Origin of the sequence: Streptomyces sp. NPDC047886, assembly GCF_043204435.1 — a bacterium.
Classification (GTDB): Bacteria; Actinomycetota; Actinomycetes; order Streptomycetales; family Streptomycetaceae; genus Streptomyces.
The window spans coordinates 122,305-148,178 of sequence record NZ_JBIDCF010000007.1; the positions used below are offsets into that span (position 1 = coordinate 122,305).

Genomic DNA, 25,874 nt, shown 5'->3' on the forward strand with positions numbered 1-25,874 from the left:
CGAAACCGTTTCGTACGTGGTCCCGGTCACGAACACCCGGTCGAGTTGCCGCGCCCCCTCCACGCGGAAAGCATTGCTGTGTGAGCAGCGACGGCGCGTACCTCCGGTATCCCCACATCCACCAGGACCTGCTGTGCTTCGTGGCCGAGGACGACCTCTGGCTCGCCCCCGTCACGGGCGGCGGCGACCCGCCCGGCCGCGCGTGGCGCCTCACCGTCGACCGGACGAGGCTCGGCCACCCCCGGTTCTCGCCCGACGGCCGGAACATCGCGTTCACGAGCTGGCGCAGCCTCGACCCGGAGATCCACCTCGTCCCGGTCGACGGCGGGCCCGCGCACCGGCTCGGCTACTGGGGGTCGCTCGACACCCGGGTGTGCGGCTGGGACCCGGACGGCAACATCCTCGCCGTCTCCTCGCACGGCCAGCCGTTCTCGCACTTCTCGTGGGCGTACAAGGTGGCGCCCGACGGCGACCCGGGACGCCGCCTCCCCTGGGGGCCGTGCGCCGACATCCAGGTCGCCTCCGTCGACGGGGAGCACCGCACGCTGCTCCTGACCGGCAAGCCGCCGCACGAACCCGCCGCCTGGAAGCGGTACCGGGGCGGGGCGACCGGGCGGCTGTGGCTGCACGGGCAGCGGCTGCTGCCCGACATCGGCGGCCACCTGGACTGCGCGATGTTCGTGAACGGCAGGATCGCGTTCCTCTCCGACCACGAGGGCGTCGGCAACCTGTACTCCTGCCTGCCGGACGGCTCGGACCTGCGGCGCCACACCGACCACGACGCGTTCTACGCCCGGCACGCCTCGTCCGACGGGCGGCGGGTCGTCTACCAGTGCGCGGGCGACCTGTGGATCGTGGACGCCCTGACGCCCGACTCGGCGCCGCGCAGGCTGGACGTACGGCTCGGGGGGCCGCGCTCAGGACGGCGCACCTACCAGGTGCCGGCCGCGCAGCACGTGGACTCCGTTTCGGTGGACGAGACCGGCCGGGCCAGCGCCGTGTCCGTACGGGGCAGCCTGTACTGGCTGACGCACCGCGACGGTCCCGCCCGGACCATCGCCGACACCCCTGGCGTACGGGTGCGGCTGCCGGAGATGCTCGGCAGCGGCCGCATCGCCTACATCACGGACGCGGAGGGCGAGGAGGCCGTCGAGGTCGCGTACCTGCCCCGGGCCAGCGGAGACCGGCCCCCGCGCCGGCTGGCGGCCGGACGGCTCGGCCACGTACTGGAGATGGTCGCCGACCCGGACGGGGAGCGGCTGGCGATCGCGTCGCACGACGGGCGGCTGCTGCTGGTCGACGCGTCGGAGCAGGAGGAGCCTGAAACCGGCCCCCTGGAGGCCGTCGAGACCCCACCGGATGAGGCCTCGGATGAGGCCGGGACGACGGCGGATGCGGCCGGGACGGCGGATGCGGCGGAGGCGGCGGCCGGGACGGCGGAGGCGGCCGGGACAGCGGATACGGCTGGCGCGGCGGAGACGGCCACGGAGACGCCTGGAGCCACGGGAGCCACGGGAACTCCCGGGACGGGCGGGGCCGGCGGGACGGCGGAGAACCCGGAGGTCACCGTGGCCGGGGAAGCCACCGGGGCCGGCGGGACGGCGGAGAACCCGGAGGTCACCGTGGCCGGGGAAGCCACCGGGGCCGGGGAAGCCACCGGGGCCGGGGAAGCCACCGGGGCCGGGGAAGCCACCGGGGCCGAGGGGACCGCCGAAGCCGCCGGGGTCCCCGGGCTCGGCAGTCGTGGCGGCGGGGAGGTGACCGAGCTGATCCGGTCCGCCAACGGGCCGGTGCGGGATCTGGCGTTCTCCCCCGACGGGGCGTGGCTGACCTGGTCGCACCCCTTCATCGGCCGTTCGCTGCGGCAGATCAAGATGGCCCGGATCAAGGACCGGACGATCGTGGACGTCACCAACGGCCGGTTCGAGGACGAGAGTCCGGTGTTCACCCGGGACGGCCGCTATCTGGCGTTCCTCTCCTGGCGGGGCTTCGACCCGGTGTACGACGTGCACACCGGCGACCTGTCGTTCCCGCTGGGCTGCCGCCCCTACCTCGTACCGCTCGCGTCGACCACGCCGTCGCCGTTCGCGCTGTCCCCGGAGGGACGCCCGGCGGCGGGCGGTCTGGACAGCGGCGAGGACACGGGCGACGGCACGGTCATGGTGGAGGTGGAGGGGCTGGCGAGCCGGGTGACACCGTTCCCGGTCGCCGCGTCCAAGTACTCGTCCCTGCACCCGGTCAGCGGCGGCGGCCTGGTGTGGCTGCGCTGGCCCATCTCGGGCGCGCTGGGCGAGACGTTCGTGAACCCGGCCGACATGTCGGGGCGGCCCACGCTCGAACACTTCAACCTGGCGAAGGCCCGGAAGACCGAACTGGTCGACCACCTGGACTGGTTCGCGGTGAGCGGCGACGGCACACGGCTCGTCGTCGTGGACGAGGGCGAGCTGCGCGCGGTCCCGGCGACGGAGACCGGGGACCTCGACACCACGGTGTACCTGGACGCGCGGCGCATCCTGCACGAGGTCGAGCCGGCGGCCGAGTGGCGGCAGGCGTACGCGGAGGCGGGGCGGATCATCCGCGCGTACTTCTGGGAGCCCGACATGTGCGGGGTCGACTGGGACGGGGTGCTGGAGCAGTACCGCCCGCTCGTCGAACGGGTCGCGACGCCCGACGAGTTCGCCGACCTGCTGCGCGAGGTGCTCGGCGAGCTGGGCACGTCCCACGCGTACGTGACCGCCGCGCGGCGCAACGAGGGACCGCCGCACTACCAGCGGCCGATGGGTCTGCTCGGCACCAACCTGGTGTGCCGGGACGGGAAGTGGACCGTCAAGCGGATCCTGCCGGGCGAGTCGTCCGACTCGAAGGCCCGCTCCCCGCTGGCCGGCACGGGCATCCGGGAGGGCGCGGTCCTCACGCATGTGGACGGGCGGCCCGTGGATCCGGTCGCGGGACCGTATCCGCTGCTGTCGGCGGCGGGCGGTACGACGGTCGAGCTGACGTTCACGCCGCCGGAGGGCGAGCCCGGCCGCTCGCGGCGGGTCGCCGTCGTCCCGCTGATCGACGAACGGCCGCTGCGCTACCAGGACTGGGTGGCCAAACGGCGGGAGGTGGTGCGGGAGCTCAGCGGAGGCAGGTGCGGTTACCTCCACATCCCCGACATGGGCGGCTCCGGCTGGGCGCAGTTCAACCGGGACCTGCGGCTCGAGGTGTCGCGACCCGCGCTGATCGTGGACGTGCGCGGCAACGCGGGCGGCCACATCAGCGAACTCGTCGTGGAGAAGCTGACGCGGAGGATCCTGGGCTGGGACCTCACCCGGAACGCGCAACCCGTCTCGTACGCCTCGAACTCGCCGCGCGGCCCGGTCGTCGCGCTCGCGGACGAGGCGACGTCGTCCGACGGGGACATGATCACGGCCGTGTTCAAGCTCCAGGGGCTCGGCCCGGTCGTCGGGCAGCGCACCTGGGGCGGGGTCGTCGGCATGACGGGCCGCCACCGGCTGGGCGACGGCACGGTGATCACGGTCCCGATGAACGCGGCGTGGTTCGAGGAGTACGGCTGGGGCGTGGAGAACCACGGCGTGGAGCCGGACATGGAGATCGAACGCACCCCGCTGGACTGGGCGGAGGGCCGCCACCGGCAGCTCGCCGACGCGGTGGAGATCGCCCTGGACCTGCTGGACAAGCACCCGGCATCGCAGCCGCCTGACTACTCCGACGTCCCGGACCGCCGCAGGCCGGGCCTGCCGCCCCGCGACGCCTGAGCCCGCCACCGGGCGCGTCGGGCCGGTCGGGCCTGCCAAGCCGGTCGGGCGCGTCGGGATGTCGGGCGGGCCGGTCGGGCCGTGTGCGGGTGGCCCGACCGGGCGAGGGCGTTCCCCTACCGGCGCGGCGCCAGGCCCCGGCGGCTCACCGGGCCACGGGAACGGGAGCGGTGGCCGGAACGAAGGCGGCGGGGACGGGAACAGGGGGAGGGGCGGTGACGGAGGCAGGGGCGGTGACGGGGGCGGGCGCGGTGACGGGGGCGGGGGCGGCCAGCGGGGCCGCGGCGGCCGCCAGTTCCTCGTCCGTGGCCATCAGATCGTCGAACTCCCCCGCTTTGACGCCCTCGAAGAACTTCCGGATCTCGGCGCGGCTGAAGTACAGGACGGGACTGGCCGGATCCTTGTCGTCGGAGAGCGCGACCATGCGCGTCCCGTCCGGTATGCCGTGGTGCGGGTGGCCGTGGGCGTCCGGCGCCTCGGCCAGGATGACGCAGTCCTTGAGGATCGGGTCCAGATCGGTACGGCTGGATTTGCGCCAGTCCAGGCCGGGCGCGTGCCGGTTCTCGTAACTCCTCGTCGCACGGCCATTGCTGATGGTGCCCATGATGGTGTTCCCTTCCCGAGAGGACACGACTGTCCTTGCGACCCGCCCTGGCCGGTGCTCCTCGCCGGAAGCCGACCGGGGCGGGAGTGTGCGGGGTGCGCCCCTCAACCCGTACGGACGTCATGGGTATGACGGTTCAGTCGCCGGAGCGGACCCACTCCGGGTGAGCGAACGGACACGGCATGGCGAGCGCGCCCGGCGCGTGGCGCGCCCGGCGCGTGGCGCGCCCGGCGGCGGGGGTCAGGGGGTGAAGCGGCGGCGGGCGGCCTCGATGTGGTCGAGGTAGCGGCTGGTCCAGCCGCACATCCCGGCGACCGTCGCGCGCAGGGCCCGGCCCGGTTCGGTGAGGGTGTACTCGACCTTCGGCGGCACGGTGGGGTGCACGGTCCGCTCGACCAGGCCGTTGCGCTCCAGCGTGCGCAGGTTCTGGGTCAGCATCTTGTGGCTGATGCCCTCGACCTCGTTCCGCAACTCGGTGAAGCGCAGCGTGCCTTCACCGAGGGCCTCGATGATCAGGAGCGACCATTTGTTGGCGATGTCCGAGAAGATCTCCCGCGCCAGGGAGTCCGCGCGCGTCAGGTCCGCGTCCTCGGGAGAGCCCGTGAGCTGCTTGGTCACCGTCAGGTTCCCCCGTCACCGAAAAGTGCGTTCTTCCACGTCGGTGGCCACTCTCCTACGGTTCCCGAGTAACCACAAGAGACCGGGAACGCCCCGGTCCGTGGAGGAGGGGGTCCGTATGGCCATCACCCTGGTGAACCCGGACGGTCTGCCGGAGGTCGACGCGTACCGTCAGGTGTCGATCGCGTCCGGGTCGCGGCTGGTCTTCGTCGCCGGGCAGGTCTCCTGGGACGCCGACGGGGCCACCGTCGGCGCGGGCGACCTCGCCGCCCAGGTCGAGCAGTGCTATCTCAACGTCGCCACCGCCCTGGCCGGGGTCGGGGGTTCCTTCGCCGACGTGGCGAAGCTGACCGTCCACGTGGTCGACTGGACGCCCGACAAGATGCCCCTGCTCCTGGAGGGGATCGGCCGGGCCACCGCGAAACTGGGCGTCACCCCGGTGCCGCCGGGCACGCTGCTGGGTGTCGCGGCGCTGGACGTGCCGGACCATCTGGTGGAGGTCGAAGCCACCGCCGTCCTCGACTGAGCGCCGTCCCGCGCGGGCACCCGCCCGCGGCGCGGGGGCGGGGGCGGGCAGCGGGGGGCCGGGGCGGGGGACCCGGCCCGACGGCGTACCGCGCGAGGAGCCCGCCCACGCCGTACGTCGAGGCGGGCCCGCCCACGCCGTACGGCGGGAGGAACCGGCCGTACGGCGGGAGGAACCGGCCGCCCACGACCTGCGGAAGGGCGCGCCCGTGTGCCGGGGCGCGCCCTTCGTCGTACGTACGACCGCGTCAGGCGTCGTAGTCCCGGTCGAGCCGGTCGTTCGCGTCGCGCATCGTGTCGTCCATGTCCGTACGGTCCGTACCGCGGCCACGCTGGGCCTGCTGACCGCGCTGCGGCTGCTGGGGCTGCTGCTTGCCCTTGCGCTGCTGCGTGCGCTGCGACATCTCGTCCTGCATGTCCTGCGCCCGCTGCTTGCCCTGCTCCTTCAGCTGCTGCGCCTTGTCCTTGAACTGGTCCTGCATGCCCATCGAGGTCACTCCTGTACGGGTGAGGTGCGGGGGCCGGGGACCCGGCCCCCCTTGGCCTCGACCAGCCTGGCACGATCGGACATACCGCGCATTTCGATCAATCCGTGACCGGCCGGACACGCTCCGTACGCGCCTTCTCGTCCGCCGATCCCCCCGCCCCGACGAGCCCCGTGCGCACCCCCGACAGCCTCGGTTCGAAGCGCCGCATCTCCCGCTGCCCCACCGTCGCGATGACGCCCGGCAGGTAGCCCCGGACGGACTGCATGCCCCGCAGCCACCACTGGGCGTACACGTGCGCCGAACGCCGCTCGATCCCGGCGACGATCCGGTCGACGGCGGGGCCCAGCGGGTACGTGCGGTTCGCCGGCCACGGCAGCCTCGACCGCAACTCCCGCATGACGTCGTCCTGGTCGGCGCCGCGCACCATGTCGGTGTCCGTCCACGACAGGTAGCCGACGCCGACGCGCACGCCCCGGTAGCCGACCTCGGCGCGCAGGCTGTGCGCGAACGCCTCCACACCCGACTTGGACGCGCAGTACGCGGTCATCATCGGCGCCGGCGTGATCGCCGCCAGGGAGGCGATCTGGAGGAAGTAGCCACGGCTCTCCGTCAGGACGGGCAGGAACGCCCGTGCGGTCACCGCGCCGCCGATCAGGTTCACCTCGATGACCCGGCGCCACGCGACCGGATCCGACGCGGTGAACGGCCCGCCCGCCGCGACACCCGCGTTGGCGACCACGATGTCGACCTTGCCGAACCGCTCCTTCACCTCGGCCGCGACGACCGCCATGGCCTCGTGGTCGGTGACGTCCGCGTGCCACCAGTCGCTCTCGGTGTGCAGCCGCGCCGAGACCCGCTTGAGCTCCTCCGGCTCCAGGCCGACCAGCGCCACCTTCGCGCCCCGCGCCGACAGCTTGCGGGCCAGCAGCTCGCCGACCCCGCGCGCCGCGCCCGTGACGACGGCGACCTCCCCCTCCAGGCTCACCCTGCTCATACGGCTCCCTCTTTCTCGTCGGTACGGACGTACGTCGCCGCCAGCTCACGGATCCGGGCCGTGACCCGCTCGGGCGCCTCGACCGGCGTCATATGGCCGATGCCGGGCAGCTCGTCCAGCCCGGCGCACTGCGGCAGGGCGGCGGCCAGCGCGCGGGCGTGCACGGGCGGGGTGAGCCGGTCGGCGGTTCCGGCGATCACCGCGGTGGGCACCCGGAGCTCCCGTACGCCCGCCTCCAGGTCGAGTCCGGCGAGCACGTGCGACCAGGCGACCCGTACCGCACGGGGGCAGGCGTGCACGATCCCGGCGCACTCGGCGACCCGCTCGGGCGCCGAACCGGGGCCCATCGTGGCGTACTTGAGGATGGCCTTCGACACGGGCGTGACCGGCCCGAGCGGCGCCCGCGCCCCCAGCACCAGCCGGGTCAGCCGCGTCCGCACCCGCCCGGGGCGCAGCGGCAGCACGAGCGCCTCCGCGACCAGCCGGGACGCGCCCGTGCTGCACAGCAGGACCGCCGCCGCGTGTGCCCGCACCCCGGGCCGGGACGCGGCCGCCATGAGGGTCATGCCGCCCATGGAGTGCCCGGCCAGCACGGCCCGTTCGCCCGGCGCGAGCGTCGCGGCGAGCACCGCCTCCAGGTCGTCGGCGAGGGCGTCCGTGGAGTAGCCGGACCGCCCGACGGCGGGCGTCCTGCCGTGCCCGCGCTGGTCGTAGACGACGACCCGGTGGTCGGCGGCCAGGTCCCGCACCTGTGCGGCCCAGAACTCGGTGGAGCAGGTCCAGCCGTGGGCGAGCACGACGGCGGGGGCGCCCTCGGGGCCGTACACCTCCACGTGCAGCGCCGAGCCGTCGGCGGACACGGCGGTCAGGACCCTGGGCCCCGGCGAAGCCCCCGGGCTCCGCGAGGCTCCGCCGCTCCCGGACGGAACGGAGCCGGACGAGGCGCGGGCGCCCCGCGGCGGGACGGAGCCGTACAAGGCACCGGGGCTACCCGACGGGACGGAGCGGGGCGAGGCACCGGGACTGTGCGGCGGGACGGAGCCGGGCGAGGCACCGGGGCCCCCGGACGGGACGGAGCCGTACAAGGCACCGGGGCTACCCGACGGGACGGGGCGGGGCGAGGCACCGGGGCTCTCCGACGGGACGGAGCGGGGCGAGGCACCGGGACTGTGCGGCGGGACGGAGCCGGGCGAGGCACCGGGGCCCCCGGACGGGACGGAGCCGGGCGAGGCACCGGCGTTGCGCGGCGGGACGGGGCTCATGCGGCGGTCTCCTTCTTGCGCGGGGCGCGCGCCTTCCCGGCCGCCTCCGACCCCGTACCGGCCGCCGCCTTCCCGGCCGCCTCCGACCCCGTACCGGCCGCCGCCTTCTCCTTCGGCTCGCCCGAGCCCTTGGCCTCCTTCGCCTCCTTCGCCTCCCCCGGCTCCCCCGGCTCCCCCGGCTCCTTCGCCACCCCCGGCTCCTTCGCCGCTCCCGGCTCCTTCGGCCGTAGGACCTCGTACTCGGCGAGGTCGACCGTCCGCGTGGCGCGCCGGAACTCGCTCGTCGTGCCCGGCCAGAGCGTGGTGTTGCGGCCGTTGGCGTCGAGGTACCAGCTGTCGCAGCCGCCCGCCTTCCACACGGTCCGCTCCATGCGGGACTGCACGCGCCGGTTCCAGGCGGCGACCGCCGACGGGCGGGCCGCCAGCGCGGCACGTCCGCCGAGGACGTTCAGCTGCCGCATGTAGTCCGCCAGGTAGTTGAGCTGGGACTCGATCATCAGGATCATCGACGAGTTGCCGAGCCCGGTGTTGGGGCCGATGATCGTCATCCAGTTGGGGAACCCGGCGGCGGTCGCGCCGCGCAGCGACTCCATGCCGTCCTTCCACACCTCGGCGAGCGTGCTCCCGTCGGCGCCGATGACGCGTTCGGCGATCGGCATGTCGGTGACGTGGAACCCGGTACCGAAGATGATCGCGTCGACCTCGGCCTCGGTGCCGTCGGCGGCGACGACGGTCCTGCCCCGCACCTCGGCGAGACCGGACGCGACGACGTCCACGTTGGGGCGGGCGAGGGCCGGGTAGTACTCGCTGGACAGCAGGATGCGCTTGCAGCCGATCCGGTACGACGGGGTCAGCTTGGCCCGCAGCTCCGGGTCCTTGATCGCCCGGTGCATGTTGGCCTTGGCGAGCGACTCGACCAGGCCCAGTTCGCCGGGCCGCTTGGTGAACGCGCTGACCTGCAACTCCCGGATGCCCCAGAGCAGTCCGCGCCGCGCCGCCCCGGTGAACGGCAGTTGCCGGTGCAGCCACCGCTCGGCGCCGGTGATAGCCCGGTCCATGCGCGGCATGACCCAGGCGGGGGTGCGCTGGAACAGGGTGAGCCGGCCCACGAGGGGCTGGACGGCCGGGACGATCTGGATGGCCGACGCACCGGTGCCGATCATCGCGACGCGCTTGCCCGCCAGGTCGTAGTCGTGGTTCCAGCGGGCGGAGTGGAAGACCTCGCCGCCCTGCTCGCGGAAGCCGTCGAGCCCGGGGATCTCGGGGACCTTCGGGTCGGAGAGCGGGCCGGTCGCGGAGACGACGACATCGGCGGTGAGCGTTCCCCGCGAGGTCTCGATCTCCCAGCGCAGGGCGTCGGCGTCCCAGCGCGCCATCAGCACCTCGTGGTTCAGGCGGATGTGCGGACGCAGCCGGAAGGTGTCGGTGACGTGCTCCAGGTACGCGCGGATGTGCGGCTGGCCCGAAAAGGTGCGCGGCCAGTCCGGGTTGGGCGCGAAGGAGAACGAGTACAGGTGGGAGGGTACGTCGCAGGCACAGCCCGGGTAGCTGTTGTCGCGCCAGGTGCCGCCGACGGAGTCCGCCCGCTCCAGGACGACGAAGTCGGTGATGCCCTCGCGGCGGAGCCGGACGGCGGCGCCGATGCCCCCGAAGCCGGATCCGATCACCGCCACCCGTACGTGTTCAGGCGTGTGCCCGGTTTCGCGTGCGCGCACGCTCATGTCGTCACCCATGCCGCCTCCCAAGACTCTGCCAGCAATCACTGGCACTGTCCGGGAGGGTAGAACAGCTCCCTACCGAGCGGTAGGGGTCGGGGCGAGGAAAGTTACCGGGGGTACGACATAGGGTGGCGGACGTGACGAACGAGGGTGAGGACCGTGAGTACCGCATGGAGGAACTGGCCGCGGCGGCCGGCATCACCCCTCGCACACTGCGCTTCTACCGAGAGCGCGGGCTGATACCGCCACCCCGCCGCGAGGGCCGGATCGCCTGGTACGGGCCCCACCACCTGGCGCGGCTGCGCACCATCGCCGCCCTGCTGGAACGCGGCCACACCCTCAACGGCATCGCGGACCTCGCCGCCGCCTTCGAGAGCGGCCGTGATGTCGGCGACGTCCTGGGCCTGAACGAGCCGACCGAGGAGGAACCGGTCCGGCTGACCCCGGAGCAGCTCGCCGACCACTTCGGCGACCAGGTGACGCCGGAGAACTTCGCCGCCGCCCTGGACCTCGGATACCTGGCCACCGACGGCCAGGAGATCGTCCACGTCAGCCGCAGGCTCCTCGACGTGTCGGCCGCGCTCGTACGGGAGGGCGTCCCGCTCGCCTCGGTGCTGGAGGCCGGGCGCGAGGTCCGCGTCCACGCGGACGCGCTGGCCGAGCTGTTCGCCACCACCCTCGGGGCGCACGTGCGGGGACAGGACGCCCTCACGCGGCTGCGGCCGCTGGCGAAGAGCGTGGTGGAGGCGGAGCTGTCGATGGCCCTGGACCGCCGGCTGCGCGCCGCCACCGGGACCGGCCCCAGCACCGGCACCGCACCCGCCGCCACCGCGACCGCGACCGCCACAGCGACCGCCGACGGCCCCGCCCCCGCCGCAGAAACCGACACCGGCCGCGTCGACCCCCGCCCCGCACCCGACGCCGCCCCGCGCGCCGAGGCCAGCCCCCCTCAGGAGGCCCCGGCCCCCCGGGACACGTGAGGCAGCCACCAGCGGGCCTTGTAGATCCCGCCGCCGACGAGCCGGTAGGCGCCCGCCGGCCGGTGCACCGTGACCCTGGTCGTCCACCACGGCTCACCGAGCCCGCGCTCGGGCGCGGTCGAGAGCACCTGCCCGGTCAGCGGATCGTCGCCGACGGCCTTGACGCGGGCGCGACCGATCGACACCGCGCCCGGATGGTCCCGGACGAAGACGCCCCGGCTCTTCACGTACTGGAGCACCTCCGTCCCGGTGGTGACCCACAGCCGGTCGGGGTTCCGCGCGACGGGCGCGAGGTCGTGCCCGCCGGGGCTCGGCAACGGCAGGTCGAGCACCGCGTGGATGACCGGCCACCCGGGGCTCCCGCCCACTCGGAGGGCGACCAGCCGGTCGCCGCCCAGCGCCCACAGCACGCCCTGCCGGGCGTCCCAGTGCACCCCGTGCGCGTCGGGCAGCGCGTACGCCGCGTACGGCACGCCGGCCGGCCCGAGCGAGGCGGCGTACACCCGCACATGGCCACCGGTGCTGGAGGCGACCGCGACGTCGCCGTCCGGGAGCAGTTCGATGCTGTGCGGGTTGTCCCTGATGGTCCCGGGCGACAGGACGCCGCCCCAGTACCGGTCGCCGGAGGGGTACGCGACGACCGCCGCGAACCCGTACGAGGCGGTGGTCAGCACGTACGTCCGCCCGTGCCTGCGCCGGACCTTCGCCTCGTCGGGGTGGACCCAGCTGCGCTCGGGCCGCAGGTCGGCGTAGCGCGCGTCACCGACCGGCGAGAACGCCCACCGGACCGCCGCCGGGCCCCAGTCCCGCCGCCGGCCGTCGAGCAGCAGGATCCGCCGCGACACCTGCTCGGTGACCAGCACGTCCGGCGTCCCGAACGGCGGATCCGCGGACGGCAGCGCCGCGGGAGGTGGAGCCGCGGACGGCGGAGCCGCGGACAGCAGAGCCCCGGGAGGTGGAGCCGCGGGAGGTGGAGCCGCGGGAGGTGGAGCCGCGGACAGCAGAGCCCCGGGAGGTGGAGCGCCGGGCGCCGGGGCCCAGGCGCCGGCCAGGGCCGCCACGGCGACGAGCGCGAACACCCGGACACGGGACGAGGAGAGCCGCACACCGCCGCACCCTGCCACCCGGACCGCGCCGCGCGGGCCCTGGACACCGGCCGTTGCCCCGTACGGGCGCCCCCTACAGGTCGTACACCGCCGTCACGGGCGCGTGGTCGCTCCAGCGTTCGGCGTGGGTCGCGGCGCGCTCGACCCAGGCCTTCACCGCGCGCGCGGCGAGCCCCGGGGTCGCCATCTGGTAGTCGATGCGCCAGCCGGAGTCGTTGTCGAAGGCGCGGCCCCGGTAGGACCACCACGAGTACGGACCTGGCCGGTCCGGGTGGAGGGCGCGGACGACATCGACGTACGACGCCTCGTCGAGGACGCGGGAGAGCCAGGCGCGCTCCTCGGGCAGGAAGCCGGCGCTCTTCTGGTTGGCCTTCCAGTTCTTCAGGTCGGCCTCCTGGTGCGCGATGTTCCAGTCGCCGCAGACGAGCACCTCGCGGCCGTCGGCGGCCGCCCGCTCCTTGAGGTCCTTCAGGTACGGCAGGAACTCGCCGAGGAAGCGCATCTTCTCGTCCTGCCGTTCCGTGCCCACCTCGCCGGACGGCAGGTAGAGGCTGGCGACCGTGACGCCGGGCAGGTCGGCCTCCACGTAGCGGCCGGCACCGTCGAACTCGGCCGACCCGAAGCCCACCCGTACCGCCTCCGGCTCCCGCCGCGTGTACAGCGACACCCCGGCGCGGCCCTTGGCGGCGGCCGGGGCGTGGACGGTGAACCAGCCATCGGGCGCCCGTACGGCATCGGGGAGCTGGGACGCCTCGGCCCGGACCTCCTGGAGGCACACCGCGTCGGCGGCGGTCCCCGAGAGCCACTCCACGAACCCCTTCTTCGCGGCGGCCCGCAGACCATTGACGTTGACGGTCGTTACAGTGAGCATTCCGGCACCCTACCGACGACCACCACCCTCCCCTGCCACCGCATACCTGTACCCTCCTCCGCATGAATATTCAGACTTCCTCGTACGACCACCCCGACGCCGTCAAACTCAACGACCAGGTGCAGCTCGAATACATGGAGCGGTACGACGGCGAGGGCGATGTCACACCACTCGATCCCGATATGTTCCGGCCGCCTCGCGGCCTGTACCTGATCGCGTACGACGAGCGGGGCCGGCCCGTGGCCAGTGGCGCCTGGCGGGCGCAAGAGGCGAACGGCGAGGGGTACGCGGACGGCGACGCCGAGCTCAAGCGCATGTACGTGGTCCCCGAGGCGCGTGGTCTCGGCCTCGCGCGGCGGATCCTGGCCGCCCTGGAGGAGGACGCCCGCACGGCGGGGCGGACCCGCATGGTGCTGGAGACCGGCACGGCGCAGCCGGAGGCGATCGGGCTCTACACCTCGAGCGGCTACGATCCGTGCGCCAAGTTCGGCTACTACCGCATGTATGAGAACAGTCGTTGTTTCGCGAAAGCTCTGACACGACCCTGACAATCTGGGCCGTGGCGTGGCACCCTGCCTCACGCACTCCGAGCCGTACCGCTCATCGGCTCCCCCCCACCCTGCCCGGGCCGCCACCCGCCCGGGCACGGCAGAAGGAGACACGCGTGACACGCCAACGCACCGCCGCGGGCATCCTGCTGACCGTCGGCGCCCTCCTCACGGGCGCCCTGTCGGCCGCCGCGGCCCACGCCGCTCCCCCGTCCCCCGCGCTCCCCTCCCCCACGACCCCCGCCCGTACCGTCCCGGCGGCCGAGCAGCACCGCGCCGCCGAGTTCTGGACCGCCGAGCGCATGCGCGGCGCCACCCCGCTCGACCTCGCCCTCACCCCCAAGGCGGCGAAGAAGCTCAAGGCCCCCACGGCGGGCGGGCCCACCACCACCGTCGCCCCCACAGCGCCCACCGCCTCCACCGGCCCCGCCGCCCCCACCGGTCCCGGTGTCATCGGCCCGCTGGCCTTCCCGCAGGCGGGCGGCGCGTGGACCGGCGGCGGCGCCGTCGTGAAGACCTCCGGCCGGGTCTTCTTCTCCTTCCAGGGCCGTACCGCCTCCTGCTCGGGCAACGCCGTCACCAGCCAGAACCAGAGCACCGTCATCACGGCCGGGCACTGCGTCAAGTACCAGGGCAGCTGGCACACCGACTGGGTGTTCGTCCCCGCGTACGACAACGGCCAGGCGCCGTACGGCCGGTGGAGCGCCACCAAGACGCTGACCACCCCGCAGTGGGAGGCGAGCGAGGACATCAACAACGACATCGGCGCCGCCGTGGTCGCCCCGCTCAACGGCCAGAAGCTGACCTCCGTCACCGGAGCGCAGGGCCTCCAGTTCAACGGCGGCTACAACAAGCAGATGTACGCCTTCGGTTTCCCGGCCGCGTCCCCGTACGACGGCTCCAAGCTCGTCTACTGCAGCGGGAACTCCTCCCGGGACTTCCTGTTCTCGCAAGACCACAGCCTGGGCTGCAACATGACCGGCGGCTCCAGCGGCGGCCCCTGGTTCACCGGCTTCAGCGAGGCGACCGGCACCGGGCTCCAGGTCTCGGTGAACAGCTTCGGCTACACCTTCCTGCCGAACCGGATGTTCGGGCCGTACTTCGGCAACGAGGCGCAGGCCCTGTACCAGCGGGCCCAGACCTCCTGAGCCACCCGACGGGGCCGCCGGCACCGGAGGCCCCGTCCTGGCCGGCACCGGCCCCGCGAACCGCACCGCGCCGCCCCGGACGGCGACGACCCGGGTACGGTCCCGGCCGGACCCCTCTGCCAGGGGCACCCCGACACCGTCCGCCGACCGGCGACGACCGCCCCCACGGGGCCGACCCGGCACGGCGGCCTGGTGTGTCGCGCCGGGGCGGCCGGGCCCGCTCCCTAGGGTGAGGCCATGCGCCCAGGGCACCCCACCGGCGACCCCGACGGCGACGCCGGAACCGGAGACGACACCGGCCGGGGCACGGACCGCGTCGGCATCGCCATCTTCGCCGCCGCCTGCCTCCTCTCCGGCGGCAACGCTCTCGGCGTCCGGTTCAGCAACCGCGAACTCGACCCGCTGTGGGGCGCCTCGCTGCGCTTCGGGGCGGCAGCTCTGCTCCTCCTCGCCGTCGTGGCCGCCCTGCGACTGCCCCTGCCGCGCGGCAGGGCCCTGGCCGGCGCGGTCCTCTTCGGCACGCTGAACTTCGGCGTCACGTTCGCCCTGGCGTACTACGCGCTCGTCCACATCCACGCGGGCCTGGGGCAGACCATCCTGTCCCTGGTCCCGCTGGTGGCGCTGCTGCTGTCGGTGACACAGCATCAGGAACCGTTCCGGCTGCCGGTCGCCGTCGGCGCCGTGTGCGCGGTCGCGGGCGTCGCGGTCGTGTCCCGGGCGCCGCTCCAGTCCGGCGTACCGGTCGTGGCCCTGCTGGCGGTACTGGGCGCCGTCCTGGCGTTCGCACAGGCCGCGGTCCTGGTGCACCGACTGCCCCCGATGCACCCGGTCACGATGAACGCCGTCGGCATGACGGCCGCCGCGATCCTCCTCTTCGCCGGTTCGTACGCGGCCGGCGACACCTGGACCCTCCCGGACCGGGCCGAGACCTGGTGGGCCATCGCCTATCTGATCGTCGCCGGCTCGGTGGTGACCTTCGTGCTGTACCTGATGGTGATCCGCCGCTGGGGCCCCTCACGGGCCGCGTACCTCTTCGTCGTGATCCCCGTGATCGCGATCATGCTGTCGGCGTGGCTGGACGACGAACCGCTCACCATCGGCCTGCTGCTCGGCACCCCCCTCATCCTGGCCGGCGTCTACCTGGGCGCCCTCCGCCCCACCCCACCCCGCCCCTCGAACCCCTGACACGAAGCCGACCCCAGCCGCAACGGCCCACTCCGCGTGACACCACCGACGGCATCGGCTGGGTCCTCGCCGAGGACGGCAAAGCCCGACGGGCTCCCCAAGGACCCCTGGAACAAGAATCCCGCCCGATCTGACGGTCGGACGGGACTCTCCGTGCGTGAGGTGTTCACGAGCGCCGCTGGCCGGGTCGATGAGACCCCGGCCGGAGATCGCTTCCCGCGCGACGGGTGATCATTTCCCGGATCCGAAGGCAGGCTGATGTCAGTGGCAGGCAGTTGAATGACGACCATGACTGTCCACGCTCTGGTGGCCTCGCTGCCCGACCCTGATGTTCTGCTCGCCCGCTGTCAGGCACTGGCACTGCTCGATGCCATCCTCGACACGGAAGCTCCCACCCACTCGTTCGTCTCCGACTGGCGCGAAGGCGTCGACTTGGCGTTCATGGACAACGGTTCTGGTGACCAGTACGCCGTCGTGTTCGATCCGGCCGGAGTGTTCCTCTACGGGTTCGATCACGAGAGTGATGCCACCCCCTGGCGAGAGTCGCCCCGTGCGCACTGGCCTGGTCTTCTCGACGGTCTACCCTCGTCGCTCGCGCACTATCCGGCGGCACCGGAGTTCCAGTTCGACGGGTTCTTCGATGCGACGGTATGCGTGTGGCGGGAGAAGGAGGCCGAGTCCTGGCAGTGCGGCCCGGTCGAGTTCGCCTCTGATGAGTCAGACGGGGCTGACCGGCTGTTCGAGCTTCTCACTGACGGCAGCACGGACGCGTACGTCAGCTTTGCCGAGGACTACTTCGAGCGGAGCATCGACCGCGACGCCGTGGCGGCGATCCTGGCTCGGGCGCCGCTGAGCCACAGGACAGTGACCTCGTTGTCCTCCACAGCCGACTTCGCAGCAGTGGCCGCGCAGGCCCGCACGCTGGGCTATGCCGTCAAGGATCAGCCTGCACTCTGACCCCACAAGCGGTCGAAGACCACCAGCCAGCCGACGGTAGATCGTTTCCTGCTGATGGGGCGGCCACTCGATATCGTTGGCCTTCGTCCTGGCACGGGAAGGCGTCCTCCTCGACCAGGTTCACCCGCTTCAGACCACTCGCTGGGCCGACGACGCCGAAGGCGCGGCCGATCTGGCGGCTCTGCCTCTCCGTCACCCTCGTCGGACGTGACCATTCGACCGGGCAGAAGGCCCCGTCGCGTCTCGAGGTGCCTGGGGCGGATGCTGGCGCTGTGACCGGGGGAGGTCTCACTGAGAGGGTCCCACCACTCGATCACGGAACTGCTGAAAGGCGTGCCAGCCCGACGTCTTCCCCGGAGCGATCAGGTCCCCTTCGGCGCAGTCGAGCGCCTTGCACCGCAGAGCCTCTGCAAGCCGGAGAACGGGCGTCAGCACGTCGTCACCGGAGCCCCGGATGTGGAGCATGACGGAGTCCACCGGGTCTTCTGAGCCGATGTTGACGTCCATGCACCACGTGGGGCCGAAAAGTTCACCCCACGTGGGGTCCGAGAGATCAACGTCGGGTACCGCCTGAGTGACAGCCGTGAGCACGTCGTGTCGCCGGCCGAGCGGGTCCGGGGTGCAGTCGGCGGGTATCTCCTGTACCGAGGTGACGTTGTCGGGCAGACGAAGAAGGATCACGTCCCAGCTCATCAGGGCCTTCCGGGTAGGAATCGATTAACGGTTGCGGTGGGTCAGCTCAGGCTGGGCTCTGCCGGGAGACGGAATGCCGCCGACTGCTGTCAGTACGAATACAGAGCGGTCAAGGCGGGGAGCCTGCGAGCCATCTCTTCACGGTCGTCGACATTGGGCTGAGCGGCGAGCAAGCAACGCGGAGGCACGGCCGGCGATATCGGAACCGTCCCGGGTGTCAGATACGTGTTCACGGGCTTTCTCGATCAACATCCAGAACTGGTTCCTGTTCATGGCCGCGAGCATGCCACGACGTACTGACATCGGCTCCCGGCACGGTGACCTGTCAGAGGGCACGGCTACCGTGCTGGCGTGCCGAACTCCTATACGACGTTGTGGACCAACGACTTGTGCCGAGAGCTTGAGCGGTCCGGCTATACCGGTCAGCGGCTGACGATGCTGTTCGGCGGGCCGCACCAATCGCTGCCGAGCTTCCAGCGCGCAGGGGTGCAGCCTGGGGACCGCGTCTACCCCGTGCGAGCCCACCGCACCCGTCTCCATGTGCTGGGGGCGCTGGAGGTAGCTCGCATCGTCCCCTACGAGAACGTTGGCTCGGCACTCCCCGATGACGACTACGTGAAGTTGCTGGACTGGCGTCCGCTCAAGACCGGATGTGTCACCGAAGTGCTCATCGGCCCGCCAGGTACCCCGCTCAGGTTCGACACGGTTGTCCCAGGGGACCTCCTGGAGCGGCTGACGTACACGTCCCGCCGAGGCGAGCGCCGGCTCAAGCACATCGAGGACGGGCGCCTGATCCGTTCAACCGGTCTCCAGGGCGTCTACCGCCTCGCCGGCGGCTCTGCCGAAGAGCTTGACCAGCTGATTCGCCGCGATGGCCTGAGCGGAGGAGCCGATGACGTTTGATGAAATCACATCGTCCTTCTGGAGCGGACACACCTACGGGGTCCAACCCGCCTTGACCCAGGCGACCGTCGCCGACGCGGAGCAAGTCCTCGGGCTGCGACTTCCCGCATCACTGCTCGACCTTCTGCGTGTGCAAAACGGCGGCGTTGTCACGGCTGCCCGGAATGCCTTCCCGACCAATCAGCCAACCTCGTGGAGCGAGGACCACATCCCGTTCACCGAGTTGATGGGGATCGGCACCAGCGGGCACGGCCTGTCGCTGTTGGACACGCCCTACCTGGCGGAGGAGTGGGGACTGCCGTCTCCCATCGTGCTGTTGTCCGGTGACGGCCACTACTGGACCGGGCTCGACTACCGGGCCACCGGCGTGTCGGGGGAACCGTCGGTTTCCTGGTTCGATACCGACTCCGGCGCAGAACTGCCGCTCGCGGCAGACTTCCGGGCATTCGTGGAGGGCCTGCAGCCTCTCAGTCGGTTCGAGTGAGCGGCCGTTGAGCCGGTCGAACGTCCGGTTGCCGCATGCTGCGGCGGGAACGAAGGGCGCTGGCAGGGATGCCTCCAGCGCTGCTGCGCCAGCGTGGATGACGGTGCGGTGACGGGATGTTCACGAGTACAAGGGACCGACGCCCGCAGGGCGATCCGCCTCCAGTACCCGGCCGCCGGCCTGTCCCCCTCGGTCAAGTGCGCCCGCCGCGAACGTCTGCGACCCCGCACCCTCGCCACGATCCCCACCCCGGTCGTCGACCTCAGCACACCCCGGGTCCGAACACCCACACGGCGGCCCGCTCCACCATCCAGATCCCCGACGCCGAACACTTCGCACCGCCGCCGGAGAAGACACTGCCAGAGGTGTGCTGCGCGGGCTCCATCACCACTCACCGATCCCGACGTGCCGCATGCCCTGCCCACGGGACGCCCGCCACCGCCCCGCACCCGCTGACCAAGCCCGCGCGGAACAGCCCCACATCGCCGAAGCGCGCTGATCACCACGATCGGCGTGCTCCTCCATGCCCGGAGACAGGTAAGCACGCGCAGCACGCTTCGCCACACCGCCCCGCCATCGGCACCCAGACCTCCCGACGAGCCCAGAAACGACGAAATCCCGCCCGATCGAAGTGATCGGACGGGATCTCGTGAACCGTCTACGAGCCAGCTCGTGAACGGCCCGTGCGTGGGGCGTTCACGAGTGGCGCTGACCAGGGGTGAGCACCGTTCCCGGAGATCTTTCCCCGACGCGGGGGAAATCATTTCCCGATGCCCGCACCCGCGATGCGCGTTTGCGGCTGCTGGGCCCGCTGGATGACCAGCGGGCCCCGTGACGGCGGCCGACCGCCTGCCTGATTCGGTATCCGTCAGACGCGTGGATCAGTTCGGGATGTTCGAGTCGAGTCCGCCTGGGGCCGTGGGCGCCCAGGTGGGTGCCGTCGCCGCCTGCTTCGGGTCCGGTTCGTTCATCACGACGCGCCAGCCGTCCTCTCCGGCGTTGCCGTCGAGCCGCACGTGGAGCTCCTTGACCTGTTTGGTGTCGTGGAAGTACAGCACCACTGTCTGGCGGTCCACTCCGTCGCCGTAGAAGTCGGCGGATACCTTCCCCACCGCTCCCTTCTGGAAGCTTTTGATCCAGTTGGTTGCCGTCTTCTGTGCTTCGCTCGCAGTGGCGTCGCCGGTCGCCAGCCCCGCCAGGTCCTCCTCAGCGCCGTCGGCGATCCGCCAGAGCGCTTCCTGCGTGATGCGCAACGACCCGGTGGACGGGTAGCCGACGACATGCAGCGGCTCGTGGTCGGCATAGTTCTGGGCGTAGCGTGCCTCAGGGTCGTTCGACGGCGAGCACGCCGTCACTAGGCCCAGCGACAGGAGAGCGGCTGCCAGCCGCCGCGGCCACCTCACTTCGCACTCGTGGGTCGAATGATCACGATTCGCTCGATCGGGTCCTTCTTGGACCGGTAGTACGTCAGGATGTCGTTGAGCGTGGTGTGACTGTTACGCCCGTGCTGTGCCAGCGCGATGTTGCCGCGGGCGTTGGCCGTGACGACCGCCGCGTGATTGTAGACACGCTCGTTCTTCCACTTGAAGAAGATGATGTCTCCCACCCGGGCGGAGCCCGCCGCGGCGACCCGCGTCGCCGGTCGGTGTCCGGAGAAGTGGCGCCGCAGGTTCTCGGCGCCGGACCAGGTGTAGCTCTTGTTCTTCACGCTGCCGAACAGGTAGTACTGCTGCCACCAGGCCCCGTCCGTCTTGCGGCCGCCCCATCGGAATTTCATGCCGCCACCGTAGTAGAGGGCCTTGGAGACGAAGTTGGTGCAGTCCTGGGGGTACTCCCATTTGACGCCCGTGTTGTTGTACGCCCAGTTGCCCGTGCCGTGGCCGTTGACCGATGCGGCGCGGAACGCGGAGAGCTGAAAGGCTGCGGCCTCCTGGGCCGGGAAGCCGTTCTCGCCCAGGGGGATGGAACCGGGGTCGTCCGACGGCACGTCCGAGTTCTCGATCGACGACGCTTCCACCTGCGTTTCCGCGGCCACCGTCGCTGACAGGGTCAGCCCCGCGTCGGTGTCGTCGACTTCGCTCGCGAGGACCGCGGATTCGCCGGAGACGTTGAACGTGAACCGTCGGCTGGCGCGACCGCCGGTTTGCTCCTCGCCCTCCATGCCCGCTGTCCGGATCGTCACGGTCTCCGTGACGGTTGCCCGTACGACGACATCCGTACCGGTCCCCTTGCTGACCACGACGTCGCTCAGGACGTACGAAGCGCTGCCGTAGCTCTGTCCCTGCGTCTCCAGGCCTTCCCGGCCACCGACGAGTCCGGCCTCCTGCGCGCTGAGCAGCTCGCGGAACACCGATCCCCGGGGGGCTTCGGCGGCCGCGTCGGCCGCGATGAGGCTGGCCCCCGTCATGATCTTGCCCCGGGCGTCCAGGTACTCCTGCACGTAGGCGCCATACTGGGCGGCGCCACCTGCCACGGTCGCACCCTGCGTGAGCGTAGAACGGCTCACCGCACCGGCACCGAAGGAGTTCTTCGGCGTCACGGCGACCCGGTACGTCAACGCGTTGTCGAGTCCGGAGAACACGGCACGCGGCCCACTGGTCTCCTGCTCGGCGACCATACTCCCGTCCGCCCTCTCCAAGCGCACCGTATACCGCGGTTCCTCACCCGCGGCACCGGGGTCCAGCGGCGCGTTCCACGTGGCCAGCAGCGCCGTGTCACCGGCACCCACACGAATGTCGGAGGCCGCACCGGGCGCGGTCGGCGGCACGTACTCAACAACCAGCTGCGGCCGCTTCGACGCGTCGGCCGCCGCACCCGAGTGGTAGGAAGCACCCGTCGCGCCGACAGGCGCGGTCAGTACCAGTCCCTCGTTCGTACCGCGCTCCATCCAGGACTGCAGCATGGGGCCGAGATCCGCATCAGCCAGGACCGCACTGGTGGCGTAGCTCTCGTTACCCGCTGCGGTGAGCAGTTCCCTTCCGGTCTGCGGGGGTGCCCAAGCGGACGACAGCTCGTAGATGTCCGGTTGCTGTACCACACAGTTCGTGGTGCAGTCGGAGCGGTTCAGCACCAGTCTGGCGGCGCTGACCCGGGCGCCCTTCGGCAGTCCCGTGAGGTCGGCCTTGAGGCGGGTGGCCCAGGGCTGTCCGTCGACGGTGCCGACTCGGAGGTGCCCAGTGGGCGGGGCCGGGCACGCGGTGTCGTCGCAGCCCGTCGCGGCAGTGGCCCCCGCCAGCGCGCCGTCACGGATGACAGATGTCTGGAGCGCCGGCGGAGCGGGCGGAGACTGCAAGCGAACGGTCAGATTCTGCTGCGCGGACCAGGGCGAGCACCCGACAGAGGTGCAGGCGCGTACGTTCCAGCGATAGGTGGCGCCGTCCGCGAGCAACTTCTCCGGGATCTGCACTGCTGCACGTCGGCCACTCTCGGTCCACACCGGGTGAAGCGTGAGCCCGGGCACAGCAGCTCCCGCCGCGTCCTTGAGCGAGAACTCCGCGCTGACACGCCCCTGAGCCGGGTCTATGACCACCGCCGAGAGGATCGGGGTCAGCGTCTGCTCCGCACCGGCCTGCAGGTCCTGGGGGACACTCGGCAGCGGGCTGACGCTGAACGTCGCCCACGCCGACCACTCCAGGTTGTAGTGCGTACCGTCGTAGGGCGATGTCCGGAAGCGGTAGGTTCGTCCGTGCTGGAGCTTCCCGGCGGGCACCTTCACCTCGACCGGTGTGCCGCTGGCCACGTAAGGGGAAACCAGCACGTCGCCGACCTGCGTGTTGGTCGCGGTCTCGAAGATCTGAAAGGTGCCGTTGACCTTGTCCCCGTCGGGGTCCACGAACGTGTCCCGCAGGGTCGGGGTCGTCGTGTCGACTCGCCAGGTCCCGGTCTTGTCCTGCGTGTACGGCGGGCCTGCCTGCTGCTTGGTCCCGGTGAGCGGCCGGTAGTTGTAGGTGACGGTCAGCTTGGGCGGGTTAGAGGCGGCGTTGGCGGAGTTGACCCGCTTCCACTGCCCCGTGACGGTCTCGTCAGTGGCGCGCAGGCCCATGTGGGACCTGGCCGCCTTGGCCGAGGCCCATTCCTTCACGATCGTCGTGACGTCGGCGTTGATCCAGCCGTCCGGCTGCGTGGAGCAGGACGGGTTGCCCCTAGTCTCCGAGGACGTGGCCTTCTTCGCGATCCACGCCGGCTGGTTGGGCGCGGCCCAGCGCGAGGAGGTCGACGCGGCCCCGGTCGACCACACCTCCCACGGCTGGTTCGGGCACGAGGAGCCGGTGTAGTTCGCGGAGTGGAAGTTCCACAGGCTGAGCTTCGCGTCCGTCACCAGCGCGCCCGCGATCGGCGCGGTATTCCACGAGATGAAGGAACGCGCCGTGCGGAAGGTGCCGTCGGCGTTCTTCGTCCCCGGATTGCCCAGGTCCAGTTCCACGTCTGTGGACCAGTCGACCGTCGTGCCCTGCTGCACGTAGGTGTCGAACACGTTCGACAGCGCGGAGGTGGACGGGTCAACCGTGACCGGGTACTTCGTCGCCGGGTCGACGAGGAAGTCGGCGTCCGGGGTGAGGACGAGGTCAACCGTCGAGCCCTTCTGCACGACCTTCATCGACACCGGCACGGTACGGCTGTGCTTACCTGACACCGGATCAACGGTGGCGTCCCACATCAGCGGCGCGGGCATGACCGCAGTCTTTTTGTTCTTCTTGTCCGTGAACAGCACGCTGCCGTCGGTCTGCTGCTCCGCTTTGAGCCCCTTGGCCTTCAGCGGCAGCGTGTAGGAGTAGTTGTCGACGGCAGGCTTCTGCTTGATCTCGACGAACTGCTCGAATCCCGTACGCGTCGCCTCGACCACCACGTCGGCACCCGGAACCGCGTTCACGTACTCTGCGCGGGTCCCGTTCAGCCGGGGGACAGGCAGATCGCCCTTCCACTGCAGGGTGATCTGCTGCTCGCCCTCGCCGAGCGTCACCAGATCCGTCGCCTTGGAGGCTTGTGCCGCCTTGAGTGATCGGGCCGAACGGCCGCTTCCCGCTGCGAGCTTCAGACCATGAGGGTGAGCCTTCGACCCGACGGATCCGTCGGAGGCTCCTGCCAGGGTCACGTCGATGTCGCGCCAGGAGCGTGCGGCCTCGTCATAGAACCGGACAGGCCCGGCCGAAACCTCAGTCGTGAGCGTTCCGTCCTTGTTCACCCACGTCGTCGATGTTTCCGTCCGCTCCGACAGGGCTTCGACGCGCTGCCCCGACAGTCGTGCGGCGACCCGCGCGGTGGACAGGTCTGCTGCTTGCGTAAGCGGTGTGTCGGTTGAGGTGGAGCCGGCAGGCGCTTCCGCCGCGGAACCTACGCCGTTGATGAGAGCGGCGGACACAGCCAGGGTGAGACTGCCCGCTACCGCTGTTCACCGCTGTGCTGCCCGACAGCGACGGCGTTCTACGCGCTCGCTGGCAGACCGAGCCGACGCCCAGTGACCGGGACTGGGCGCTCCTGAAGACCCTGCGGCGCGGCCAGGTCGTCACCGGCACGGTGACGTCCATCGCCAGCTTCGGCGTCACCTTCGTGGACATCGGCGGCTTCACCGCGATGATCAATATTCCGGATCTGTCCTGGCGACCGATCGACCACCCGTCCGACGTCGTCAGCGTCGGCCAGGAGGTCACGGCCGAGGTTCTCGACGTCGACATGGTCCGGGAGCGGGTGCCGCTGTCGCTCCGAGCGGTGCAGGAAGACCCGTGGCCGCAGGTAGCGCAGCGGATCGGCCAAGTGGTCATCGGGCCGGTTACCAAGATCGTCCCGTTCGGCGTCTTCGTGCGCATCGAAGACCGAGAGGACGGCTTCCAGGGGCTCGTGCACACCAGCGAGCTGGATGAATTCTCCGGAGACGTCGTCGAGGTCGGTGACGCCCTCACCGTGAAGATCATCGATGTCGATATCGCACGCCGTCGCATTGCCTTGTCGCTTACCCAGGCCCGCACAAGCCGCCGTGAGGGCGGCAGTAAGGACGGATCGGCATGAGGAGCCAGGAGGCCGAGATCGACCGGGACATAGCCGCGCTTCTCGCGGCCAGGGCGTTCACCGAGATCCGCCATCTGGCCGGAGGCGCGCAGCACGCGGCGCAGGACAACTCCCCTGACGAGGCTCTGGAACGCATCAGATTCCTGGCCAACTTGAGCCACAACCTTCCGGGCGTCGCGCGGCCACGCCCCAGGAAGCCATCCCGTCGGGGCAAGTCCCCCGGGAGCTTCGATCAGGCGATGGCCGAACGACCGATGAGCTGGGTCTGGAACACCGCCGGCCCGGAGGCGCGGGCGTGGATGCTGCGTCACATCGAGCAGACAGGACTAATCTGGACGCCGCCCCCGCCACTGCCTGCATCCCGCAGGGACCCGTCGCCGAGGACACCGCAGCAATGGGTCAGCCTTCTACTCGGGCGCTGGCCGGTCAAGGCTCCAGCCGGGCGCCGGCCACTGCCTCCGGTAGCGAACGTTCTCAAGGCCGTCGACACCGAAGCGATCTGTGCCCTGCACGACGAGGCCCGACGGCTCCGGCTCGGCCTGAGTGGAAGCGCGGCATGGCTCCGGGCCCATCTTGCCCCCGACGGTGTCCACTATCTGCTCCCGGACCCGGCCCACTACTACTGGCCCGGCACCCCAGACGGTCGCGGCGGCGAGATCGACTGGTGGCAGTGCACCACGCTGCTGCAGATGTCCAACGGAGAGCAGGTCAGCGGCCTGGTCGCCGTACGCCCGGAGACCTTCACAGCGTTGCCCTCGACTCTGCCCCGCAAGGCCCAGTTGCGACTCGTTCACCGCGTCCGCTCCATCGAGCGAGACACCTCCCTTTGGGGCCAAGACCACAAGGCCGAATGCGCGCCGCGGCTTTGCGGCTACGTCCCCGAAACGACCGACAACGCTCCGACGACCACATGACCGCCGACAATGACGGCCGACGGGATCGATCGTCAGCCGCAGCTAGACCATGGCGACAGCCTCGGGAACGCAGGGCCGATATGGAGTGGAGTCAGGGTGGCTGCGCAAGGCA

The 25,874-nt window shown here is 71.4% G+C and carries 21 protein-coding genes and 2 pseudogenes; 11 read left to right on the forward strand and 12 right to left on the reverse strand.

The annotated features are described in order from the left end of the window. Positions 1–80 precede the first annotated feature (80 nt). Positions 81–3,761, forward strand: a complete 3,681-nt coding sequence (locus ACGF5U_RS23390; protein ID WP_392715092.1) for a S41 family peptidase — start codon at positions 81–83, stop codon at positions 3,759–3,761. 145 nt (positions 3,762–3,906) lie between these two features. On the opposite strand, the gene ACGF5U_RS23395 is transcribed toward ACGF5U_RS23390, so the two are convergent. Together ACGF5U_RS23395 and ACGF5U_RS23400 are read right to left on the reverse strand one after the other, a co-directional pair. Beyond that, positions 3,907–4,365 carry a DUF397 domain-containing protein gene (locus tag ACGF5U_RS23395; RefSeq protein ID WP_392715093.1) on the reverse strand — a complete coding sequence of 153 codons (459 nt, stop codon included), beginning with the start codon at positions 4,363–4,365 and terminating at the stop codon, positions 3,907–3,909. A 240-nt stretch (positions 4,366–4,605) separates the two neighbouring features. Further along, on the reverse strand, positions 4,606–4,983 hold the full coding sequence (locus ACGF5U_RS23400) for a winged helix-turn-helix transcriptional regulator (RefSeq protein WP_392715094.1): 378 nt from the start codon (positions 4,981–4,983) through the stop codon (positions 4,606–4,608). 118 nt (positions 4,984–5,101) lie between these two features. Here ACGF5U_RS23400 and ACGF5U_RS23405 point away from each other — a divergent pair, with 118 nt between their 5' ends. Next, positions 5,102–5,509 (forward strand): RidA family protein, encoded by a 408-nt coding sequence (locus ACGF5U_RS23405; RefSeq protein ID WP_392715095.1) that lies wholly within the window; start codon positions 5,102–5,104, stop codon positions 5,507–5,509. Positions 5,510–5,756: 247 nt separating this feature from the next. Here ACGF5U_RS23405 and ACGF5U_RS23410 read toward each other — a convergent pair whose 3' ends face one another. The 4 genes from ACGF5U_RS23410 to ACGF5U_RS23425 all read right to left on the reverse strand — a co-directional run bounded on the left by ACGF5U_RS23410 (position 5,757) and on the right by ACGF5U_RS23425 (position 9,973). After that, positions 5,757–5,996 carry a hypothetical protein gene (locus ACGF5U_RS23410; RefSeq protein ID WP_392715096.1) on the reverse strand — a complete coding sequence of 80 codons (240 nt, stop codon included), beginning with the start codon at positions 5,994–5,996 and terminating at the stop codon, positions 5,757–5,759. 97 nt (positions 5,997–6,093) lie between these two features. Next, the gene (locus ACGF5U_RS23415) at positions 6,094–6,990 is read right to left on the reverse strand and encodes an SDR family oxidoreductase (protein ID WP_392715097.1); all 897 of its coding nucleotides are present in this window, start codon (positions 6,988–6,990) and stop codon (positions 6,094–6,096) included. Then, a complete protein-coding gene (locus ACGF5U_RS23420; RefSeq protein ID WP_392715098.1) occupies positions 6,987–7,850 on the reverse strand; it encodes an alpha/beta fold hydrolase in 864 nt (287 codons plus the stop codon). The genes ACGF5U_RS23415 and ACGF5U_RS23420 overlap by 4 nt, the downstream gene beginning before the upstream one ends. Positions 7,851–8,248: 398 nt before the next feature. Beyond that, positions 8,249–9,973: a flavin-containing monooxygenase gene (locus ACGF5U_RS23425; RefSeq protein WP_392715099.1), complete on the reverse strand. Its 1,725-nt coding sequence runs from the start codon at positions 9,971–9,973 to the stop codon at positions 8,249–8,251. A gap of 167 nt (positions 9,974–10,140) precedes the next feature. On the opposite strand from ACGF5U_RS23425, the pseudogene ACGF5U_RS23430 reads away from it, so the two are divergent. After that, positions 10,141–10,773 (forward strand): annotated as a pseudogene (locus tag ACGF5U_RS23430) (MerR family transcriptional regulator); the annotation flags it as partial. Positions 10,774–10,919: 146 nt separating this feature from the next. Here ACGF5U_RS23430 and ACGF5U_RS23435 read toward each other — a convergent pair. Together ACGF5U_RS23435 and ACGF5U_RS23440 are read right to left on the reverse strand one after the other, a co-directional pair. Continuing rightward, positions 10,920–11,813, reverse strand: coding sequence for a DUF6528 family protein (locus ACGF5U_RS23435; protein ID WP_392715100.1), 894 nt, complete (start codon positions 11,811–11,813; stop codon positions 10,920–10,922). A gap of 316 nt (positions 11,814–12,129) precedes the next feature. Further along, the gene (locus tag ACGF5U_RS23440) at positions 12,130–12,927 is read right to left on the reverse strand and encodes an exodeoxyribonuclease III (protein ID WP_392715101.1); all 798 of its coding nucleotides are present in this window, start codon (positions 12,925–12,927) and stop codon (positions 12,130–12,132) included. A 62-nt stretch (positions 12,928–12,989) separates the two neighbouring features. Here ACGF5U_RS23440 and ACGF5U_RS23445 point away from each other — a divergent pair, with 62 nt between their 5' ends. The 4 genes from ACGF5U_RS23445 (at position 12,990) to ACGF5U_RS23460 (ending at position 16,765) form a co-directional block, all read left to right on the forward strand. Beyond that, positions 12,990–13,475, forward strand: coding sequence for a GNAT family N-acetyltransferase (locus tag ACGF5U_RS23445; protein WP_392715102.1), 486 nt, complete (start codon positions 12,990–12,992; stop codon positions 13,473–13,475). A gap of 116 nt (positions 13,476–13,591) precedes the next feature. Further along, on the forward strand, positions 13,592–14,623 hold the full coding sequence (locus tag ACGF5U_RS23450; protein ID WP_392715103.1) for a trypsin-like serine peptidase: 1,032 nt from the start codon (positions 13,592–13,594) through the stop codon (positions 14,621–14,623). Positions 14,624–14,860: 237 nt separating this feature from the next. Continuing rightward, entirely contained in the window at positions 14,861–15,808 is a 948-nt protein-coding gene (locus ACGF5U_RS23455; protein ID WP_392715104.1) for a DMT family transporter, read from the forward strand. Between the two features lie 288 nt (positions 15,809–16,096). Next, positions 16,097–16,765 (forward strand): hypothetical protein, encoded by a 669-nt coding sequence (locus ACGF5U_RS23460; protein ID WP_392715105.1) that lies wholly within the window; start codon positions 16,097–16,099, stop codon positions 16,763–16,765. A 288-nt stretch (positions 16,766–17,053) separates the two neighbouring features. Here the strand turns inward: ACGF5U_RS23460 and ACGF5U_RS23465 are convergent, their stop codons facing one another. After that, a complete protein-coding gene (locus ACGF5U_RS23465; RefSeq protein ID WP_392715106.1) occupies positions 17,054–17,458 on the reverse strand; it encodes a hypothetical protein in 405 nt (134 codons plus the stop codon). 351 nt (positions 17,459–17,809) lie between these two features. Here ACGF5U_RS23465 and ACGF5U_RS23470 point away from each other — a divergent pair, with 351 nt between their 5' ends. Together ACGF5U_RS23470 and ACGF5U_RS23475 are read left to right on the forward strand one after the other, a co-directional pair. Beyond that, positions 17,810–18,361: a hypothetical protein gene (locus ACGF5U_RS23470; RefSeq protein ID WP_392715107.1), complete on the forward strand. Its 552-nt coding sequence runs from the start codon at positions 17,810–17,812 to the stop codon at positions 18,359–18,361. Continuing rightward, on the forward strand, positions 18,351–18,845 hold the full coding sequence (locus ACGF5U_RS23475; protein ID WP_392715108.1) for an SMI1/KNR4 family protein: 495 nt from the start codon (positions 18,351–18,353) through the stop codon (positions 18,843–18,845). The genes ACGF5U_RS23470 and ACGF5U_RS23475 overlap by 11 nt, the downstream gene beginning before the upstream one ends. 881 nt (positions 18,846–19,726) lie before the next feature. Here the strand turns inward: ACGF5U_RS23475 and ACGF5U_RS23480 are convergent. From ACGF5U_RS23480 to ACGF5U_RS23490, 3 genes and pseudogenes are all read right to left on the reverse strand, one after another. Continuing rightward, positions 19,727–20,248, reverse strand: a complete 522-nt coding sequence (locus tag ACGF5U_RS23480) for a hypothetical protein (protein WP_392715109.1) — start codon at positions 20,246–20,248, stop codon at positions 19,727–19,729. Next, complete coding sequence (locus tag ACGF5U_RS23485; RefSeq protein WP_392715240.1) at positions 20,245–21,747, reverse strand: amidase domain-containing protein; 1,503 nt, start codon at positions 21,745–21,747, stop codon at positions 20,245–20,247. Before ACGF5U_RS23485 ends, ACGF5U_RS23480 begins: the two co-directional genes overlap by 4 nt. A 678-nt stretch (positions 21,748–22,425) precedes the next feature. Then, a pseudogene (locus tag ACGF5U_RS23490) lies at positions 22,426–24,204 on the reverse strand (DNRLRE domain-containing protein); the annotation flags it as partial. 38 nt (positions 24,205–24,242) lie between these two features. On the opposite strand from ACGF5U_RS23490, the gene ACGF5U_RS23495 reads away from it, so the two are divergent. Next, entirely contained in the window at positions 24,243–24,848 is a 606-nt protein-coding gene (locus ACGF5U_RS23495; RefSeq protein WP_392715110.1) for a S1 RNA-binding domain-containing protein, read from the forward strand. Then, positions 24,845–25,762, forward strand: coding sequence for a hypothetical protein (locus ACGF5U_RS23500; protein WP_392715111.1), 918 nt, complete (start codon positions 24,845–24,847; stop codon positions 25,760–25,762). The genes ACGF5U_RS23495 and ACGF5U_RS23500 overlap by 4 nt, the downstream gene beginning before the upstream one ends. The last annotated feature ends 112 nt before the right edge of the window (positions 25,763–25,874 follow it).